This window comes from Parachitinimonas caeni (assembly GCF_030129945.1).
GTDB lineage: Bacteria > Pseudomonadota > Gammaproteobacteria > Burkholderiales > Chitinimonadaceae > Parachitinimonas > Parachitinimonas caeni.
Window position 1 is genome coordinate 139,415 of record NZ_JARRAF010000002.1, and the last position, 20,009, is coordinate 159,423.

Annotated in this window: 17 protein-coding genes; all 17 read left to right on the plus strand. The window is 58.1% G+C overall.

Annotated elements, in window-relative coordinates:
- Nucleotides 1-100 precede the first annotated feature (100 nt).
- The 17 genes from PZA18_RS02310 to PZA18_RS02390 all read left to right on the plus strand — a co-directional run bounded on the left by PZA18_RS02310 (nt 101) and on the right by PZA18_RS02390 (nt 19,965).
- Nucleotides 101-1,837 (plus strand): tetratricopeptide repeat protein, encoded by a 1,737-nt coding sequence (locus PZA18_RS02310; RefSeq protein WP_284099167.1) that lies wholly within the window; start codon nt 101-103, stop codon nt 1,835-1,837.
- The gene (locus PZA18_RS02315; protein ID WP_284099168.1) at nt 1,834-2,901 is read left to right on the plus strand and encodes a Gfo/Idh/MocA family protein; all 1,068 of its coding nucleotides are present in this window, start codon (nt 1,834-1,836) and stop codon (nt 2,899-2,901) included. The genes PZA18_RS02310 and PZA18_RS02315 overlap by 4 nt, the downstream gene beginning before the upstream one ends.
- Before the next feature lie 4 nt (nt 2,902-2,905).
- Nucleotides 2,906-3,478, plus strand: a complete 573-nt coding sequence (locus tag PZA18_RS02320) for an acyltransferase (RefSeq protein ID WP_284099169.1) — start codon at nt 2,906-2,908, stop codon at nt 3,476-3,478.
- Nucleotides 3,479-3,500: 22 nt separating this feature from the next.
- Nucleotides 3,501-4,595 (plus strand): DegT/DnrJ/EryC1/StrS family aminotransferase, encoded by a 1,095-nt coding sequence (locus PZA18_RS02325; protein ID WP_284099170.1) that lies wholly within the window; start codon nt 3,501-3,503, stop codon nt 4,593-4,595.
- Nucleotides 4,596-4,600: 5 nt separating this feature from the next.
- Nucleotides 4,601-5,230, plus strand: coding sequence for an acyltransferase (locus tag PZA18_RS02330; RefSeq protein WP_284099171.1), 630 nt, complete (start codon nt 4,601-4,603; stop codon nt 5,228-5,230).
- 3 nt (nt 5,231-5,233) lie between these two features.
- Nucleotides 5,234-6,541, plus strand: coding sequence for a lipopolysaccharide biosynthesis protein (locus PZA18_RS02335; RefSeq protein WP_284099172.1), 1,308 nt, complete (start codon nt 5,234-5,236; stop codon nt 6,539-6,541).
- 6 nt (nt 6,542-6,547) lie between these two features.
- On the plus strand, nt 6,548-8,542 hold the full coding sequence (gene asnB / locus PZA18_RS02340) for an asparagine synthase (glutamine-hydrolyzing) (RefSeq protein WP_284099173.1): 1,995 nt from the start codon (nt 6,548-6,550) through the stop codon (nt 8,540-8,542).
- Nucleotides 8,543-8,550: 8 nt separating this feature from the next.
- Entirely contained in the window at nt 8,551-9,183 is a 633-nt protein-coding gene (gene hisH, locus PZA18_RS02345; protein ID WP_284099174.1) for an imidazole glycerol phosphate synthase subunit HisH, read from the plus strand.
- Nucleotides 9,177-9,947, plus strand: a complete 771-nt coding sequence (locus PZA18_RS02350; RefSeq protein ID WP_284099175.1) for an AglZ/HisF2 family acetamidino modification protein — start codon at nt 9,177-9,179, stop codon at nt 9,945-9,947. The genes hisH and PZA18_RS02350 overlap by 7 nt, the downstream gene beginning before the upstream one ends.
- Before the next feature lie 2 nt (nt 9,948-9,949).
- Nucleotides 9,950-11,065, plus strand: a complete 1,116-nt coding sequence (locus tag PZA18_RS02355) for an N-acetyl sugar amidotransferase (RefSeq protein ID WP_284099176.1) — start codon at nt 9,950-9,952, stop codon at nt 11,063-11,065.
- Complete coding sequence (locus tag PZA18_RS02360) at nt 11,062-12,177, plus strand: glycosyltransferase family 4 protein (protein WP_284099177.1); 1,116 nt, start codon at nt 11,062-11,064, stop codon at nt 12,175-12,177. The genes PZA18_RS02355 and PZA18_RS02360 overlap by 4 nt, the downstream gene beginning before the upstream one ends.
- Before the next feature lies 1 nt (nt 12,178).
- Nucleotides 12,179-13,366, plus strand: coding sequence for a glycosyltransferase (locus PZA18_RS02365; RefSeq protein ID WP_284099178.1), 1,188 nt, complete (start codon nt 12,179-12,181; stop codon nt 13,364-13,366).
- On the plus strand, nt 13,363-14,448 hold the full coding sequence (locus PZA18_RS02370; RefSeq protein ID WP_284099179.1) for a glycosyltransferase family 4 protein: 1,086 nt from the start codon (nt 13,363-13,365) through the stop codon (nt 14,446-14,448). Before PZA18_RS02365 ends, PZA18_RS02370 begins: the two co-directional genes overlap by 4 nt.
- Nucleotides 14,449-14,452: 4 nt before the next feature.
- Nucleotides 14,453-16,435: an asparagine synthase (glutamine-hydrolyzing) gene (asnB, locus tag PZA18_RS02375; protein ID WP_284099180.1), complete on the plus strand. Its 1,983-nt coding sequence runs from the start codon at nt 14,453-14,455 to the stop codon at nt 16,433-16,435.
- 16 nt (nt 16,436-16,451) lie between these two features.
- The gene (locus tag PZA18_RS02380) at nt 16,452-17,414 is read left to right on the plus strand and encodes a UDP-3-O-(3-hydroxymyristoyl)glucosamine N-acyltransferase (protein WP_284099181.1); all 963 of its coding nucleotides are present in this window, start codon (nt 16,452-16,454) and stop codon (nt 17,412-17,414) included.
- Between the two features lie 8 nt (nt 17,415-17,422).
- Nucleotides 17,423-18,169 (plus strand): polysaccharide deacetylase family protein, encoded by a 747-nt coding sequence (locus tag PZA18_RS02385; RefSeq protein WP_284099182.1) that lies wholly within the window; start codon nt 17,423-17,425, stop codon nt 18,167-18,169.
- A 185-nt stretch (nt 18,170-18,354) separates the two neighbouring features.
- Complete coding sequence (locus PZA18_RS02390) at nt 18,355-19,965, plus strand: hypothetical protein (RefSeq protein ID WP_284099183.1); 1,611 nt, start codon at nt 18,355-18,357, stop codon at nt 19,963-19,965.
- Nucleotides 19,966-20,009: the final 44 nt, after the last annotated feature.

A 20,009-nucleotide genomic window follows, 5' to 3' on the forward strand; every position in this document is an offset into this window, starting at 1 on the left:
GGCGGTTTTTCTTATGCAGCGCACATTACATCCGACTGTCTCACAATTGACAGCCATTTATCAGCCAAAGCTACGAGCTTAGTATTTCTTCTATTTAACCATGACGACAGAGAAACAAGGATTAACCTTTAATGGCTTGGCTATTCTTTTCGCTGCGGTATTAATTAGTTACTTACACAGCTATAGCGCACCATTTTATTTAGATGATTACCATTCTATCGTACTCAACGCCACACTACAGAACGGCCTATCTAATTATATAAACAGCAAACCCAGCTTTGACCGTTTACTCACCGACAGTCTATTTGCAATTAATTACTCAATCTCAGGTACGGCCACCTGGTCATATCACGCCATCAACATTCTTATTCATTTATTTAATGGCATACTTGTTTACACCGTCACCGCAAAACTAGTCAATGCCGAGTTAGAAAAATCGGATTTACCACTTCCAGAGTGGCTACCTATCATTGCGGCACTATTATTCTGTTTAAACCCACTCCAATCACAAGCCATTACCTATATTGTTCAGCGCGCGACCTGTTTGGCAACCCTGTTTTACCTAATTGGCGTACTGGCATATATCAACTGGCGGCAGAGCTCGCGAATTCAATGGCTTGCACTGCTGGGGCTTGGCATTCTCGGTGGTATTTTAAGCAAACTTACCATCGTTACGCTTCCTCTATCGCTAGCCATACTGGAATTAATATTCTTTTCCAAAAGCCGGAAAAGTCAATATCTCTCGATTTCAATAATTGCCATATCAATTATTTCTGCCGTTTGCCTGATTACCTTTCCTGCACTTGCCGACAAAGTAGGCGGCTTGCGCGGCACCACCGCAATCAGTAGAACTGATTACCTGCTTAGCCAAACCCAGGTTTTATGGATTTATATTGCCAAGTTCTTTTTCCCACTTGGCCTCCGGCTGGAATATGATTTCTCTCCGGTCAGAGAATTGGATGGAACCACCATTACTGCGATTCTCGCGCATGCGGCACTCATTACCGTCGCAATGAAATTGCGGCTGCAATCTAGGTTGATCACATTCGGGATTCTCTTTTACTACGCTGCCCACCTGCCCCAGTCATCGATCATTCCGCTTGATGATCTTGTTTTCGAGCACCGTAGCTATCTTCCAAACTTCGGACTATGTGTGGCCGTAGCAGGTGCTTTGGGTTTGATTGTGGAGCGTGTCAACAAGAAAGATCTGGTCCGCAACATCACTTTTGCCCTATGCGGCGTCTTGCTGATACTGACCTGGCAACGCAACCAGTTGTGGCGTCAGCCTGTCGCGTTCTACCAGGATAATGCGGAGAAGTCGCCAGGTGCCTGGCGGGTATGGGCGGCCTTGGCAGAACAAGACCTGCAACAAGGTAAACCACAAAAGGCACTTGAAACTCTGCGAAAGGGCCTGACAGTAGTCCGCCATGGCAAAGAGGCAAGCTCCGTCGAAATTACACCGGAAATGGCATCCCAACTTGCCAAAGTCTTGGTGATTCTCGATCACAATCAGGAAGCTATCGATATCATTGACCAGATGCTCAATGGTGGTGTGCACATCCCGCCTTACACGGTGGCCAACATGAATTACAACCGGGGGATTGCTTACCTGAAGCAGCAACAACGTGACATGGCCCGTCAGAACTTTGCGGAGGCCATTAACACCTACCCCAACCATCTGGATGCGATCAATGCCTTAGCTGGATTAGAGTTGATGGAAGGTAAACCCGCTCAGGCGCAGCCCCTCTACCAACGAATCCTGAGTATTGATCCGAACAATCAGGCCGCGCATCAAGGCCTCAAAATGGTGGAACAGTTAAAGGGAACTGCAAAATGACCTTCGCGCCCCAGAAAGTCGCCATACGGGACCGTAAGATTCGATTCGCCTTGGTTGGCTGCGGCAGAATCTCCCGTAACCATATTGAAGCGATGAAGCACCACAGCCATGACATTGAGCTGGTCGATGTCTGTGATGTGAATCCCCAAGCCGCACAGCAAGCGGCAGAGTTGACGGGAGCTACCCCATACCTGAGCCTTGATGCCCTGCTTCAGCACTCGCAAGCAGACATTGCGGTGCTAGCAACGCCATCGGGCCTTCATTCTTCGCAAGCCATTGCGATTGCCAAGCGTGGCCTGCACGTCATGACCGAAAAGCCAATGGCTACGCGCTGGAAAGATGGTGTCGCGATGGTTGAGGCTTGTGACCAAGCGGGCATTCGACTGTTTGTCGTCAAGCAGAATCGGCGTAATGCCACGCTTCAGCGACTCAAACACGCCATCGAGAAGAAGCGTTTTGGCCGCATTTATATGGTCAACGTCAATGTATTCTGGACTCGACCGCAGGAGTATTACGACAGTGCCAAATGGCGCGGCACTTGGGAATTTGACGGTGGCGCCTTTATGAACCAGGCCAGCCACTATGTTGACTTGCTCGATTGGTTAATTGGCCCGATCGAAAGCGTGCAGTCCTTCATGGGCACCTTGGCTCGGGACATCCAGGTGGAAGACACCGGAGTGATGAGCATCAAATGGCGATCTGGCGCCCTGGGGTCCATGAATGTCACCATGCTGACCTATCCCAAGAACCTGGAAGGCTCCATCACCGTTATTGGCGAGAAGGGCACGGTCCGCATTGGGGGGGTCGCCGTTAACGATATCCAGCATTGGGAGTTTCTTGAGCCAGAACCCGGTGATGCCGAGATCCGCGACGCCAGCTACCAGACAACCTCAGTCTATGGTTTTGGTCACCCGATGTACTACGAGAATGTCATCAAAGTTCTGCGGGGCGAGGCTGAACCTGAAACCGATGGACGAGAAGGGCTGCGCTCACTCGAAGTACTGATTGCCGCTTACATGGCCGCACGAGATGGCCGCCGCGTCAGCCTGCCACTTGATTACTGAAATCATGAGCTATCAGAAGCACGACACCGCAATCATCGACGATGGCGCCCAGATCGGTGCAGGTAGCCGGGTCTGGCATTGGGTCCATATCTGCGGGGGAGCTCGCATCGGCCAACGATGCTCGTTTGGTCAGAATGTCTTCGTGGGCAATGATGTACAGATTGGGGACAACGTCAAAGTTCAGAACAACGTCTCGATCTACGATGCAGTAACCCTGGAAGACGACGTGTTTTGCGGGCCCAGTATGGTGTTTACCAATGTCTACAACCCCCGCAGCCATGTCTCCCGCAAAGATGAATATCGCCGGACGCTTGTGCGACGCGGGGCAACGATCGGGGCCAATGCCACCGTGGTCTGTGGCCATGAAATTGGCGAATACGCCTTCATTGGTGCCGGAAGCGTCATCAACCGCAATGTCCCCGCCTATGCGTTGATGGTTGGCGTACCCGCCCGCCGCATTGGCTGGATGTGCCGCTGCGGCGAACGGTTACCCACAGGCGAAGGTGTCGTCAGCTGTACAGCCTGTCAAAGCCAGTATCAAATCGACGCACATCGTTGCCAGCCCCATTCTCTCTAGACTGACAGTCCGAAATCATAAAATGACCATCGAATTCATTGATCTGAAGGCGCAGTACCGTCATCTGAAGTCGCACATTGATCAGCGTATCCACGCAGTGCTGGAGCATGGCCAGTACATCATGGGGCCAGAGGTAGCCGAACTGGAGGGGCGACTGGCTGGCTATCTTGGGGTCAAGCACGCTATCGGCGTGTCCGATGGAACCACCGCACTGCTGATTGCCTTGATGGCGCTCGACATCAAGGCGGGTGACGAGGTCATCACCACACCGTTTTCTTTTATCGCCACGACGGAAGTCATTGCCTTACTGGGTGCGGTCCCCGTATTTGTCGATATCGATCCAAAAACCTACAACCTTGATCCAGCCTTGCTTGAAGCCGCCATCTCGCCGCGTACCCGTGCCATCATGCCGGTCAGCCTGTATGGCCAATGCGCAGACTACGATGCCATCAATGCGATTGCGGAAAAACATGGTTTGCCGGTGATCGAAGATGCCGCCCAGAGTTTTGGTGCCCGCTATAAACAACGCGCCTCATGCAATCTCACCACGATTGCCTGCACCAGCTTCTTCCCATCGAAGCCACTAGGCTGCTACGGTGATGGCGGTGCCTGTTTTACCAATAATGACGCCTTGGCCAATCGCATGCGGCAAATTCGCATTCATGGGCAGGATCGTCGTTATCACCACCCGGTACTGGGCCTCAATGGCAGACTGGATACCATCCAGGCCGCCGTATTGCTGGCCAAGCTCGACACTTTTGATGAAGAACTGGCGGCCCGGGATCGGATTGCAGCGCGTTATGCCGACCTTCTGGGGGATCTCGCCCCTTATGTCGAAACCTGGAATCGCAGTGTGTACGCCCAGTACACGGTAGAAGTCGCCAACCGTGCGGAAGTACAGGCTGCCTTGAAAGCCGCTGGCGTTCCAACGGCCGTTCACTATCCAGTTCCTCTGCATCGGCAGCCCGTCCTGGCTGGATTGGCGCTGCCTGCAGGGAGCTTCCCTTTGGCAGAGGCCGCTGCGGAGCGGGTAATGAGCCTGCCTATGAGCCCCTTCCTCAACGAAGTGGACCAGCACCACGTCGCCACCTCTCTGCTGCGAGCACTGCAGAGGTAATCATTATGGCAAGCAGCAAGCCCAGTCTTTACCGACGGGCCAGACGGCTGGCGCGCCTGGGTTTTGAATTTCTTACGCGCCACGTCTGGTTTCTTCGCCCTATATATGAAACGCGCGAATCCCACGCGCCCATTCTGCTGCGGATGGTGTTTTTCCAGAAAATACTTGGCTTTAATCGCCGGGTGCCCTGGCCCGTGCACTTTACCTCGCGGGTGACCGGCTGGGAGCACATTCACATCGGCATTGCTGCGGCGCCCGGCTTTATGGGCGGCTGCTATGTCTTCGCCCGTGAAGACTCGCCGATTTATGTCGGCGACTACACCATCTGTTCGGTCAACGTCTGCTTGGCCGGCTACAGCCATGACCCCTGCGACACTCGCAAGATGGTAAGCAAAGGCGGCATCAAGATTGGCAGTTATTGCTGGCTGTCCGCCAACTGTTCCGTCATGCCGGGCGTCGAGTTGGGCGATCACACCGTAGTGGCTGCTGGGGCTGTAGTCACCCAGTCGTTTCCGGAAGGGCATTGCATACTGGGCGGGGTTCCTGCCAAAGTCATCAAGCGGCTCGACCCGGCCGAGTGCGTCAAGTTCAGCGACCCCATTCCCTATATTGGCTATCGCAAGGTAAGTCATTAACCCATGCTGTCCTCACTACGCCAACGCTTGCAGCAAGAAGGTTTTCTCAAGCACGTCGCCACCTTGATGACAGGCACCACGGTTGCGCAGGCCATCATGCTGCTGGCAGCCCCCGTCCTGACCCGGCTCTACTCACCCGAACAATTCGGGCTGTTTGGTCTCTACACCACGGCGGTCGGCTTTCTGGCAATTGTGGTGACGGGCAAATACGATCTGGCGATTCTCCTGCCTGCAGAAGACCGCGATGCAGCACGACTGGTCTGGCTATCCCTGGGCATCACGTTCAGCCTCTGTCTGCTGATGGCATTAGGTTTGATCGTGCTGCAGCAGCCTTTACAGCAACTCATCGGCGGAAATCACAGCAATTGGTTGTGGCTGCTGCCTCTGGCTACCGCCGCGCAGGGCATTTATCTGACCCTGAATGCCTGGAACAACCGGCTCAAACGCTATCGGCAAATCGCCATCAATCGTGCGGCACAGTCACTCTCCATCGTCGGCAGCCAACTCGGGCTTGGCTGGTTGATGGCCGATAAAGGTAGTCAAGGCTTGATTCTAGGTAGTTTCTTCGGCTATCTGCTGGCGGCCCTGTGGTGGAGCGTCACCACCTGGCGCAGTGACAGTGCACTGCTGCGTCGGCCCGGTCTGGCTGGCATTCGGGCGCAGGCGCACCAACATGCCGACCTGCCACGATACGCGATTGCGACCGACCTCCTGAGCTACGTTTTCTTTCAGATGCCAATTGCCGTGCTCACCAGTTTTTTTGGTGTTCAGGCCGTCGGCTACTACAGCCTGACCCAGCGTGTATTGGGCGTCCCCATGGTATTCATTGCCAGCTCGGTGGGGGATGTCTTCCGGCAACGCGCCAGTGCCGATTACGCGCAACGGGGAGAATGCCTCGATATTTTCCGCAGCACCTTCCGCAACCTCAGCTTGCTGGTCATTGCGCCGGCTATCCTGCTGGCGATCATCGCCCCGGATCTGTTTGCCTGGATCTTCGGCGAGCCTTGGCGCGATGCCGGTTATTACGCCCGCATCCTGTTGCCGATGTTCGTCTGCAAATTCGTCACCAACCCGCTGTCGTATGTCTTCCTGATTACCGGACGGCAAAAACTGGATCTGATTCTGCACCTGCTGATGCTGGGTGTTCTGGCTGCCGGCATGAGCTGGGTGCTACATGCCTGGCGTACGGAATATGGCGTACTGGCCGTCTTTTCAGCCGCCTATTCGGTCATGTATGTGGTGTACCTGATACTTTCCTGGCGCTTTGCCCATGGTCGGGCATCTGCCCCATTGTGCGAAGCAAGGAGCTGACAGCCTATGTGTGGCATTTCTGGACTAATCGCCCCGCAAGACCGCCCACTCGCCCCCCTATTGTTGGCGATGACGCAGGCCATTGCACATCGTGGCCCCGATGACGAAGGCTACGCCCTCTACGGCGAAAGCGGCCTGGGATTCCGTGGTGGCGCCGATACCCCCGAAGAGGTGTATCACGCCAACTTGCCCTACGCGCCCCGGCAAAGCCTTGCCACGCCAGATCAACCCGCACGCGTAGCGCTCGGTCACCGTCGCTTATCCATCGTCGATCTGGCCCCCTCCGGCCACCAGCCGATGTGCACGACCGACCAGCGCTACAGCATTGTCTACAACGGTGAGATCTACAATCACCACGAATTGCGCCAACAGCTTGAAGCGCTTGGCCACGCATTTCTCTCCCGCTCCGATACCGAAGTCATCCTCGCAGCCTATCGCGAATGGGGAGTCGATTGCCTGCATCGTTTCAATGGAATGTTTGCCTTTCTGCTACTTGATCGTGAACGGCAAACACTATTTATTGCGCGCGACCGCTTCGGCGTCAAACCCCTGTACTACTGGCGCTCGGCCGATGGCCTGCTGGCCTTTGCCTCAGAGATCAAACAATTCACCGTCTTGCCGGGCTGGACAGCCAAGCTGAATGCGTTGCGGGCGTATGACTTCCTGAACTACGGCATTTCCGATCACTGCGACGAAACCCTGTTCGAAGACGTACGCCAGTTAAGAGGGGGGGAATACATTGAAGCCACGCTCGATCAGCTAGCCCATACCCTACCGATTCGCCCTTGGTATCAGCTGAAGCCCGCGCTGGTAGACCACGATTTCGCAACTGCCGCGCACAAATTCAGAGATCTGCTGACCGATTCGGTACAGCTGCGCTTACGTGCCGATGTCCCGGTCGGGACAGGCTTATCAGGTGGTCTGGATTCCTCCAGCATTGTCTGTCTCGCCAATGCCAGCCTGCGGCAAGAGGGCGCCGAGGCCATGCAGAATGTGTTCTCGGCCTGTGCCCAGCTCAAGCAGTACGACGAGCGCGAATACATTGATGAAGTGGTGCGCCATACCGGCGTCCAGGCGCATCAGGTCTTTCCGGAGCTCGACCCGCTGCTCAACCAGCTCGATACCATCACCTGGCATCAGGATGAACCCTTCGGTGGCACCAGCCTGCTGGCCGAATGGGAAGTGTTCCGGCTGGTCAGCTCGACCCCGGTCAAAGTCACCCTTGACGGCCATGGATCGGACGAATTACTGGCTGGCTACCACAGCTTCTTTGCCCCGCACTATGCCGACCTGCTGCTGCGTGGCCGGTTTGTTGAACTACTGAAAGAGACCCGTGCCGCTCAGAACCGGCACGGCTATGGTGCCCGTTATACCCTGCAAGGTCTGGGCAATAGCTTGCTGCCGCCGGCACTGCTGCAGTTCCTGCGCCGCTCTACCGGCCGGCTACCGGTCGAAGCCGACTGGATGGAAACCGAGCGGCTGAAAGTCGAACACTACGATTTCTTCCGCCACTGGCAAGGCAGCACCCACAGCATCAGCGCCCTCTCGCGTGCCCAGCTACTGCGCACCAGCGTGCCCCTGCAATTGCACTGGGCCGATCGCGATTCAATGGCCCATTCAATCGAAAGCCGGATTCCATTTCTCGACTACCGCCTTGTTGAATATATCCTTGGCTGTCCCGACCACTACAAACTGGCGCGCGGTGAAACCAAATACCTGCTGCGCGAGGGCCTGCGCGGCGTGCTGCCCGAGAAAATCCGTACCCGACAGGACAAGATGGGCTTTGTTACCCCCGAAGCCCACTGGATGTGCGAGCAAAACCCGCAGCGCTTCCTGCAAGCCGTTGACCTGGCCTACGAACAGGCACGCGGCGTTCTCAACGAGCGCGCCCTGGATAAAGCCCGCCGCATCATCCAACGCAAGGAACAATTCAACCGCTTTGCCTGGCGCATGATCAGCTTCGGTTGCTGGATGAACCGCTTTCAGGTGCAGGTGCAATAAAGGTCGCCATGAACAAGATCATCATCGTCGAATATGGCATGTGCAATGTGGGCTCCATCGTCAACATGCTGAAGAAGGTACGCGTACCGTGCGAGGTCACCGCTGACCCGGATAAAGTGGCGGCTGCCGACAAACTGATCCTGCCCGGCGTAGGGGCCTTCGGTGCCGGCATGCAGAATCTGCACCAGCGCGGTCTGGTCCCCGCTCTCAAACACGCCGCCCAAGACCGGAAAATACCCATACTTGGCATCTGCCTTGGCATGCAGCTCTTGACCCAGCACAGCGAAGAAGGCGGTGGCGAAGGACTTGCCCTGATCGATGCCCATACCCGCCGTTTCGATTTTTCCAGTCTGAATCTGCCGCGCAAACTACCGATTCCGCATATGGGCTGGAACGAGGTACGGCCTCAGCAAGACAGCCTTCTGCTGCGCGACGTCAATGAAACCCAGCGCTTCTATTTTGTGCACACCTTTCATGTTGTCTGCCATCAGCAACAAGACCGGCTATATACCGCCGAATATGGCTATGAATTTGATGCCGGGCTGCAGCACGACAATATTATTGGTGTGCAATTCCACCCTGAAAAAAGTCACCGTTTTGGCCTGCAATTACTGAAGAATTTCGCGGAGGCCGCATGCTGACCCAGCGCGCCATTCCCTGCCTGCTGATTTCTGATGGCGGCCTGGTTAAAACCGTTGGATTTAAGCCTGGCAAATACGTAGGTGACCCGATCAACGCGGTCAAGATATTCAATGAAAAAGAAGTCGATGAACTGGTTTTTCTCGACATTGACGCCTCGCGCCAGAATCGAGAACCCGATTACGAATTAATCGAGCAAATCGCCAGCGAATGCTTCAGCCCGATTGCCTATGGCGGCGGGATTCGCACGTTTGAACAAGCGGTACGGATTATCCGCAGTGGCGTAGAAAAAGTCGTGCTCAATTCGGTGTTATTTGATCAACCGGAAGTGCTCACGCATATTTCACAGCATTTTGGCGCACAAAGTGCCGTCGCCGTGTTGAATATCAAGCGGGATTGGCGTGGTCGTTATCGTATTTACGATAGCTGCCGTAATAAAACACTCGACCACAATATCACCGAATATGCCCGCCAATTGGAACGCCTTGGCGCCGGCGAATTAATGCTGTCCGACGTTGATCGGGACGGCACGATGCAAGGCTATGATCTCGCGTTGATCCAGCAGATTGTCAATGCCGTTTCCATTCCGGTCATTGCCTGTGGTGGCGCCGGAAAACTTGCCGATTTACGCAGTGCTACCCAGGATGGTGGCGCTGCGGCGGTTGCCGTGGGCAGCCTGTTTGTCTTTTACGGGCGGCATCGGGCGGTGCTGATCAATTACCCCGAATATCGGGAATTACAATCGCTATTCAAGGATCAAATCTGAAAATGGCCGAATACCGTGTTTGCCGCCGCTGCGTTATGGATACCTCTGCGCCGAATATTCATTTCGACGCAGAGGGCCATTGCAATTTCTGTAGCGAATATCTGCAACGGATGGCTGTGGGTGGCGGTTTTTTCGAACGCAAACAGGCGGCATTACCGGCATTTATCGCGCAGATAAAGCAGGATGGTATCGGCCGTGACTATGACTGCGTGGTTGGCCTGTCCGGCGGCGTCGATAGTACCTACGCGCTGCATCTGGTGAAAGAACAAGGCTTGCGCCCCTTGGCGGTGCATTTGGACAATGGCTGGAATTCTGAACTGGCGGTACGGAATATTGAAAACATCGTGCGCAAGCTCGATGTCGATTTATATACCCATGTGATTGAGTGGAAAGAAAATCGCGATCTGCAGCGGGCTTTTTTCGAAGCCAATGTCGTCGATATCGAATTATTAATGGACAACGCCATGCAGGCGCTCAATTATCAGCAGGCAAAACGCTGGGGTGTCAAATACATTCTGGCGGGCAGCAACCATGCAACCGAAGGCATCAAACTCCCTGCAGGCTGGAACCACTTTAAACATGACCGCCAGAATATCAAAGCCATTCACCAGCGATACGGCAAACGGCCGATTCGCACCCATTTACTGATCGGCACCTTTGATTTTATTCGTTACCGGTTCTGGCACAAAATCGACTGGGTGCCGTTTCTCGATTATTTCGATTACAACAAGCAACAGGCCCAGCAGATATTAGTTGAAAAATTCAACTATAACCCCTATCCCTACAAGCATTACGAATCGGTATTCACCCGGTTTTATCAAGGCTATATTCTGCCGACCAAATTCGGCATTGATAAACGGCGCGTGCATTTATCTACCCTGATCTGCGCCGGTCAGCTCAGCCGCGAAGCGGCACTGGCCAAACTGGAAGAATCACCCTACCCCGACCCCGATCTGCTGGCCGATGACCGCGAATTCGTGCTGAAAAAGCTGGGGTTCACCGAAGCCTGGTTCGAGCAATGGCTGCGTACCCCTGGCGTGCCGCATCTGGCCTACCCCTCAGAAAAGCAGCGTTATCTGGCCTTGATCAACCTCAAGCAGAAGTTGCAACGCCGATGAAGGCGCAGCGCCCTGCTTACATTGTGCTGCTCAGCCACGGCGTTGGCGGTGCCGAGAAACGCTTTACCGAAAACTGGCTGTATCTGCGGCAGGCCGGTTACCCGGTGCATCTGGTGATCTCGGCCCTCACCCATGAGCAATTGCTGCGCCAGCCCGGCTTCGAGGCGCTGCAGCAGCAGGCTGACGCCATCCAGGTCTTTCATGCCAGCTCGCGCCGCTACAGCGCCACGGTAAGGGCGGTCTGGCCGATTTTGCGGCAGATTCCGCGTGGGGCGCTGGTGCACTACCCGCTGGCACATGTGCCGTTTCTGGCGCGCTGGCAAGGGCAGAAGCTGGTGATCTCATGGGTGAATGTTTCCATTCCCAAGGCCGAGTCGTGGCGCCAGTGGAAGCGGGTGGCCATGCCGTGGCTATCGTTTTACGAGGCAGATCATCTGGATGTACTCAACCCGGACAACGTGTCCCAGCTACAGCGCCGGCCACGGCTCGGTCGCAAAACCACGCTGACGCGCGGCGGCACCTTCGTCAATTTCGATCTGTACCAGCCGGCCCCAGTCAAAAAGAACCAGGTGGTTTATCTGGGGCGACTCGAGCCCGGCAAGAATGCATTGAGCTATGTGCAGCTGATACCAGCGGTAGCTGCGATCTTGCGCTCCCGCAACCTCACGCTCCCGCAGTTCGCGATTTACGGTAATGGCACCGAGGAAGCCGCGATTCAGGCGCTGCTGCAAACGCCGCCCTATCAGGCGCTGGATATTGTGACCGGCTATTGCGACCAGCCGCAGCAAGTGCTGGCTCAGGCCAAAGTATTCATTTCGGTGCAACGGACGTCGAATTACCCCTCAAAAGCCTTGGCTGAAGCCATGGCTTGTGGCTGCTACCCCATCATTACCGACATTGGCGAATCCCGATTGATGGCCGATGCCGATCTGGCCGGTTTTATCAGCCCACCGCTGAGCGCTGAAAAGCTGGCCGATGCCATCGCACGGCCACTAACGATGGATGAACCCAGCTTCACCGCCCTCTCCACCCGCATCGTCGCCATGACCCGCAGCCGTTTTTCGCTGGCGGCCCAGGCCGGCTATCTGGCTGAACTCTACGGATATCAATAACGTGGCTCGCATCCTTTATCTCTCCTACGACGGCATGCTCGAACCACTGGGGCAATCGCAGGTGCTGGCCTATCTGCAGCAGCTGGCCAGCCAGCACCAGATTGACCTGATCAGCTTTGAGAAGGCGCACGACTGGGCCAAAACCGACGAGCGCCAGCAACTGGCTGGCCGTATCGCGGCAGCCGGCATACGCTGGCACCCCTTGCGCTACCACAAGCGGCCCAGCGCCCTTGCCACGGCTTGGGATATCTTCGCCGGTACGGCACTGGGCCTCTGGCTGGTCGTGCGGCATCGGGTGCAGATCATCCATGCCCGTAGCTATGTGGCCTCGGTGATGGCGCTCAATATCAAGCGGCTGACCGGGCGGCGCTTTCTGTTTGATATGCGGGGTTTCTGGGCCGACGAGCGGGTCGATGGCGGCATCTGGCCCGCCGGTAGCCGGCTGTATCGGGTTGCCAAAGGCTTTGAGCAGCGATTCTTACTGGCCGCCGATGCCATCGTCTCGCTCACCCATGCCGCCGTGCGGGAAATGCAGACCTTTCCCTATCTGCAAGGCATGGCCCGACGGTTTCAAGTGATTCCGACCTGTACCAATCTGGCCTTGTTCCGTCCCTTGCCACGCGCTGAGGCACGGCCATTCACGGTGGGCTACGTCGGCTCAGTCGGGGTCTGGTATTTGTTCGATGAAACACTGGCTTGTTTCAAGGCGCTGCAGCAACGCTGGCCGGAAGCCCGTCTGCTGGTCATCAACCGCGAGGATCACGCCTTTATCGCCGAGCGGGTCGCCGCAGCCGGTATCGATCCGCAACGGATCGAAATCAAAGCCGCTCGCCACGATACGGTGGCGCAGGAAATCAGCCGCATGGATGTGGGTCTGTTCTTTATCAAGCCCGCCTACTCCAAAACAGCATCTGCCCCGACCAAGCTCGGCGAATTTCTTGGTTGCGGCGTGCCCTGTCTGGCGAATGCCGGGGTGGGGGATCAGGCCGAGGTGCTTCGACGTGGGGGCGTAGGCATCGTGGTCGAGCAGTTCACCCCCGAAGCGTTTGCCCAGGCAGCTGCCGAGCTGGCCGCCAAGCTGGCCGAGCCGGATCTGGCCCAGCGCTGCGTCGCAGTCGCCCAAGCCGAGTTTTCGCTGGAAGGCGGGGTCGCTGCTTACGATGCGCTGTATCGGGAGCTGACCGCATGAGCAAGCGCCTGCGAGTGCTGGCACTCACCCGCTACGCCCGGCTCGGGGCCAGTAGCCGCCTGCGCTTTTTGCAATATTTTCCGGCGCTGGCGGCGCAAGGCATCGACTGCCAGGAATCCGCTCTCTTCAGCAATGCCTATCTGCAGGCGCTGTACGGTGGCGGCAGCCGATTGCGGTCTACGCTGAGCGGTTACCGTCAGCGGCTGGCCCGCCAAACCGACTTTGCCGGCTACGACCTGCTCTGGGTTGAAAAAGAACTGCTGCCCTGGTTGCCCTATACCATCGAGCGTCGTCTACTCGGCCAAGATGTGCCCTATTTGCTCGATTACGATGATGCCTGGTTCCACCGTTATGACAGCCACCCGCTTGCCCCCGTACGCCAGCTGCTTGGCGACAAGCTGGCAAAGCTGATGGCAGGCTCTGCGTGCGTCATCGCCGGCAATGCTTATCTTGCCGACTATGCACAACGCGCCGGGGCCCGTCGGGTTGCGCAACTCCCCACGGTGATCGACCTTGACCACTACCCGACCCCAGCTGCCAAGCCTGCCACCCACAAGCTGGTGATCGGCTGGATCGGCAGCCCCAGCACCGTGCATTTCATCCACCAGCTCGCGCCGGCACTGGCCGAGATCAGCCGCAACCAGCCCATGCAACTGCGCCTGATCGGCGTCAGCAACCAGACCATGCCCGGCGTCGAAGTGGTGTGCCGGCCCTGGAGTGAAGCCAGCGAAGCGGCAGAAATCGCCGAATTCGATCTGGGGGTGATGCCGCTGCCCGATGAACCCTGGGAGCGCGGCAAGTGTGGTTACAAACTGATCCAGTACATGGCCTGCGGCAAACCCGTCATCGCCTCGCCAGTAGGGGTCAACTGCGAGATCGTGCAGGAAGGCGTCAATGGCATGCTGGCCGGCAGCCACACCGACTGGTGTGCCGCCTTGGCCACACTGGCAACCGACGTCGGCCTGCGCCAACAGCTGGGTGCTGCCGGGCGCCAGCGGGTCGAGACGCATTACAGTCTGCAGATTGCCGCCCCGCAACTGGCGGCAATCCTGCGCGAGAGCGCCACCGGCGCGGGGAGATAGCGGCATGTGCGGCATTACCGGCTTGTTTGAATTCGGCAGCAGTCATCCCGTCGCCCTGGCCCAGGCGGTGCGCCGGATGCGTGACGCCATGCCGCACCGAGGTCCCGACGACAGCGGGGAATGGCTGGACCCGGATTGCGGGCTGGCGTTCGGTCAACGGCGACTTGCAGTGGTAGATCTGTCGCCGCAGGGCCACCAACCGATGCAATCGGCCGACGGCCGCTGGGTTCTGACTTACAACGGCGAAATCTATAACCATCGCGAGCTACGCCAGGAACTGACCGCAGCCGGACTTGCCCCGGCCTGGCGCGGCCACTCTGATACGGAAGTCATGCTGGCCGCCATCGCCGCTTGGGGCATCGAGGCCACACTGAAAAAGCTGACCGGCATGTTTGCCATTGCCCTGTGGGACCGCCAGCAGCAGGCGCTGACCCTGGCGCGGGATCGTCTGGGCGAAAAGCCGCTGTACTACGGCTGGCAAGGCGGCAAGCTGCTGTTCGGCTCAGAGCTGAAAGCCTTGCGCGCTCACCCCGACTGGCAGGGCCTCATCGACCGCGAAGCCCTCTGCCAATATCTGCGTTTTGCCTACGTACCCGCACCACGCTCGATTTACCAGAATATCCGCAAGCTGCCTGCCGGCTGCTGGCTGACTTTTTCGCTGACCAGCCCTCGCCCTGCCTGGCCCACGCCCCAGCCCTACTGGTCGCTGGCCGACGTTATCCAGCAAGGCCGCAGGCAGCCCTTTACCGGCGATGACCATAGTGCCATCACTCGGCTGGAAGGTCTGCTGAGCCACGCCATCGGCCGGCAGATGGAGGCCGACGTGCCACTGGGCGCTTTTCTGTCGGGCGGGGTAGACTCCAGTACGGTCGTCGCCTTGATGCAGGCCCAGGCACGCCAGCCGGTGCGCACTTTCACCATCGGCTTCGATGCTGCCGGCTTTAACGAAGCGGAGCATGCTGCAGCCGTTGCCCAACATCTGGGCACTGCCCATACCGCGTTGTACGTCACCGACCGCGACGCCCTCGACGTTATCCCGCAACTCCCCTTTCTCTACGACGAACCATTCGCCGACGCCTCGCAGATTCCGACGCACCTTGTCGCAAAGCTGGCGCGTCAGCATGTCACCGTCAGCCTGAGCGGAGACGGTGGCGATGAGCTGTTTGGCGGCTACAACCGCTATCTGTTGCTGGAAAAAATCTGGAATACCAGTCGCCGGCTCCCCTCACCGGTCCGGCAGGGTCTGGCTTGGGGGCTGGGCCGACTGTCGCCCGCCAGCTGGGATCGCCTGCTGCAAAACCGCCACCTGCCGCGCCGGCTGCGCCTGCCTCAGGCTTCCGACAAGCTGGCCAAACTCGCCGGCAGCCTGAAAGCCGACAACCCGATGGCGATTTATCTGGGCCTGTTGTCGCAGTGGCAGAACCCGAGCAGCGTCGTCGTCCACAGCAACGAGCCGGCCAACCCCTATCTGCAGCAACCGGAATGGCTGGCCGCGCTCGATATCACCGATCAGATGATGGCGCTCGACACCCTCGGCTATATGGCCGACGACATTCTGGTCAAGGTCGATCGCGCCGCGATGGGGGTCAGCCTGGAGACACGGGTGCCGATGCTTGATCACAGCGTGGTCGAATTCGCCTGGACCCTGCCCCGCAACCTGCGCATCCGCGACGGCATGGGCAAATGGATATTGCGGCAGGTGCTATACCGCCATGTGCCACGCGAACTGATCGAACGCCCCAAGGCCGGCTTTGCCGTGCCCTTGGCACAATGGCTGCGTGGCACCTTGCGAGAATGGGCCGAAGACCTGCTCAACCCCGCCACCCTGGCCGCGCAGGGATACTTCAACCCCGCGCCGATTCTCAGCTGCTGGCAGCAACACCTGAGTGGCCGTGCCAACTGGCAATATCCGCTATGGGGTATCCTGATGTTCCAGCAGTGGTTGCAGCAGCAGACAGATGTACAACGTACTTCCGACAACCCTTAACCAGAGGACACCGTCCATGCCAGCCAGCCATCTGCCGCCCTTTACGGCAAGCCAGGTCATTGCGCTTCTCGGCGATGCGGTACACGCCGTGCATGGCCGCACGGATGCCACCTTCCTGCGGGCTGAGCGACTCGATGTGGCAGGTCCGGATGCCATCACCTTCTGCAAACTTGCCGGCCCTGCAGGACAGGCACGTGTCATCGCCTCCTCGGCAGCCGTCATCCTGTGCGGACAGTTAGAAGTCGGAGCCAACCCGCTCGCTGCTACGGCCACCGTCATTGAAACCCGTGATCCACGCAAGGCGTTCGTAAAAATCGTCAGCGCCCTGTTCAGCCCGCCGCGCCGGCAGGGCATCCATCCCACCGCCGTCATCGACCCCGAGGCCGTGATCGACCCGACCGCCTATATCGGCCCACATGCGGTGATCGGCCGTTGTACGGTTGGAGCCGGCACGGAAATCCACGCCAATGTGACGCTGTATGACAACACGCAGGTGGGTAACAACGTCACCATCCATGCCGGCACCGCCATTGGCGCGGATGGATTCGGCTACGAACGAACGGCTGATGGCCACATGGAGAAATTCATCCATCTGGGCGGCGTTATCATCGAAGACGACGTGGAAATCGGCTCCAATACCAGCGTCGATAAAGGCACGCTCGGCAATACGCTGATCCGGCGGGGAGCGAAGATCGACAACCAGGTGCATATCGCCCACAACTGCGACATCGGGGAAGACGCCGTGGTCATTGCCCAGAGCATGATTGGCGGCAGCGTGCGGATTGGCGACCGGGCCTGGATTGCCCCCAGCGTCGTCATCATGAATGGCATCTCGATCGGCACCGATGCCATGTGCGGACTCGGCGCCATCGTCACCAAAACCGTGATGGATAAGGAAACCGTTATCGGCAACCCGGCACGCCCGCTAGCAGAAGCCAAAGCCTTGATGACCGCTCAGAAAAAGCTGCTGCAGGAGTAAAAGCCACCATGCCCGCCAACGATTTCACCCTTCCCGGCTACGGCCAGCTGCTCGCCGCACTGTTTGCCAAGGGCTACAGCGTGGCCCGCTATGCAGAAGTCGTGCCCGATCAACCACAGCTGATCCTGCGGCACGACGTCGATATGGACCTCGAACGTGCGTTGCAGATGGCCGAATTTGAGGCCCGCATCGGGGTGCGCGCCAGCTACTACGTATTGCTGCGGACCGAGATGTATAACCTGTTTTCAGACCGGGGCAGCCGCATCATCCAGCAGCTGGGTGCGCTGGGCCACGAAGTCGGGCTGCACTTCGATGCCTCGCTCTATGCCCCGGAGCGCACCGTGCTCGAATCCGCCGCCGAGCAGGAATGCCAGATGCTGCAGAGCATCCTTGGCCGTGCTGTTGATACCATTACCTTTCACCGCCCCGCCCCCGCGCTGCAGGGGATGCCTGGACGCTTTGCCGGGCGCCTGCACGGTTATGATCCGCGCTTTTTCTCGGATATCGGCTATTGCTCGGACAGCGAGGGGCGCTGGCGCTTTGGCCACCCGCTTGAGCATGAGGCCATTGACCAAGGCCGGGCATTGCAGCTGGTGACCCATCCGGTCTGGTGGTGTGCTTATGCCGGGGAACCCGTCATCACCAAATTGCAAAGACTGCTGCAGGACAAAGCAGATCAGCTCAGAAACGAGGTGGCCATCAACTGCAAACCCTACAAGGCCCATCTGAAGGCGCAGGTCGAGCAGCTTTTGTAGCCCGCCGACCGCGCCAAGATCGCCCATAGGCGACATTTTCAGTGCCCATCCGGGCCAGTTTGCCAAAAAAACACCGGAAAACAGGTGATTCGGCCCGACTGGTTATTACATGATTGCAGAAGAAGTACTAAACAACTTAATAAGCGCACCCAGGCGCATCAATTTGTACTTCGAGGAGAGGAAAAATGAATATCGCAGCCCCAGGGGTCTTGCCAGGCCGGCGCCCAGACACCCCTTGGCAAAGGCTCATCGCTGCCGCCAATGCCCTGACGCCCCTGCGCGTTGGGCTCATCGCCTTCATCTATACCCTGCTGGTTGGCCTGTTGGTCCAGCTGGTAGTTCTGCCGCACCTGCTTCCGGCCTGGCATGCTGGCCACGGCCTGCTGGCCAATCGAGACTGGGTGTATTTTCACCAGCTCGCCAGCACCGTCAGCGAACGGATTTCGGAACACGGCTGGGGAACTTGGGAACTCCGGCCTGAAGGCCAGGCCGTTGCCGGCATCATGGCGATCTTTTACACCCTGTTCACAGCCGAACCCTGGACTGTCCTGCCGCTGTACTGCCTGTTGTACGCCATCTCGGTCACCATCCTGTTCCTGTTTGCGCGCAGCCTGCTTGGCAACCCGGCTGCCGCCGCACTGGCCACTTTGCCCTGCCTGTTGCTGCCCTCCGCCGCCACCATCTATGCCCAGCCACACAAAGATGCGTTCGTGCTGTTTGGCTTATTGTCAGTCTGCTGGGCGGCGATCCGGGTCAGCCAGACCCGCCATAGCCTTGCCGACACCCTGATTGGCCTGCCTTTATCCTGGCTGGGTTTGCTGGCCGTCTGGATGATGCGGCCGTATCTGCTGCAGGTGCTGGAAGCGGCAGGATTGATTGTCTTCGTTGTCGCCGTCATCAATGCCAGCCTGCGCTTGCGCACCGGTATTCGACATCCGAGCGACTTTGCCCGGCAGGCGCTCTTGCCTATCCTGCTGTCAGCCTTGGTCTGGCTGCCGTGTAATCAACTCAAGCGCATCGATAACAACGTCGATCCCGCCGGGGCGCAAGCCAGACTCGCCGAGATCAAGGCCGAGAAGGCTCGACTGGCCGCAGCGGAAGCCGCGAAGAAGCAGGCAGCCTTGCAGGTTGCCTCGGTTGTAGCGCCTGCGCCCAAACCCGCACCGGAGCCGCCTCCCGCCACACCCCCCGCACCAGCCCCTGTGGCCCAGACAGCCCCCCCCATCCCCACACCGGCGCCTCCCCCTGTTCCGGTAGTCCCGAAGGTCGAAATCCGCGACTGGCAACCGAGCACCTGGCTGCCGCCCAAGCTGGATGGGGTGTTTTACACCCTGGCCAAGACGCGTGATGGCTTCCGTACTACCAAGGGGGGCAGCAATATTGATGCAGAGGTGAAGTTCGAGTCGGCCGAAGATGTGCTTTCCTATATTCCAAGGGCCATGCAGCTGGCACTATTGTCACCCTTCCCGTCGCTCTGGTTCAGCCAGGGCAGCCATGCCAGCGGTACTCTGGAGCGCCGGATCGGCGGCCTGGAGATGCTGCTGGTGTATGTGGCGCTAGGGGGGATAATCCCCGCCGCAAAGCGCTGGTGGCGTCGCCGTGAATTCTGCGTGCCCTTACTGGTGGCCTTGCCGCTGTTGCTGACGTATGGTCTGACCATCGTCAACGTCGGCACCTTGTACCGGCTGCGCTACCCTATGGAATTGCTGATCATGACAATCGGGCTGGCGGGTTACCTCGGGATGTACCTGGCACGGCGGCAGCCCCCGCCCGCCACGCCCGCCGCAGCGGCTTGAGCGGCAAAACCACCCCAGCGCATCAGGTTTTCATTCTTTCGGAG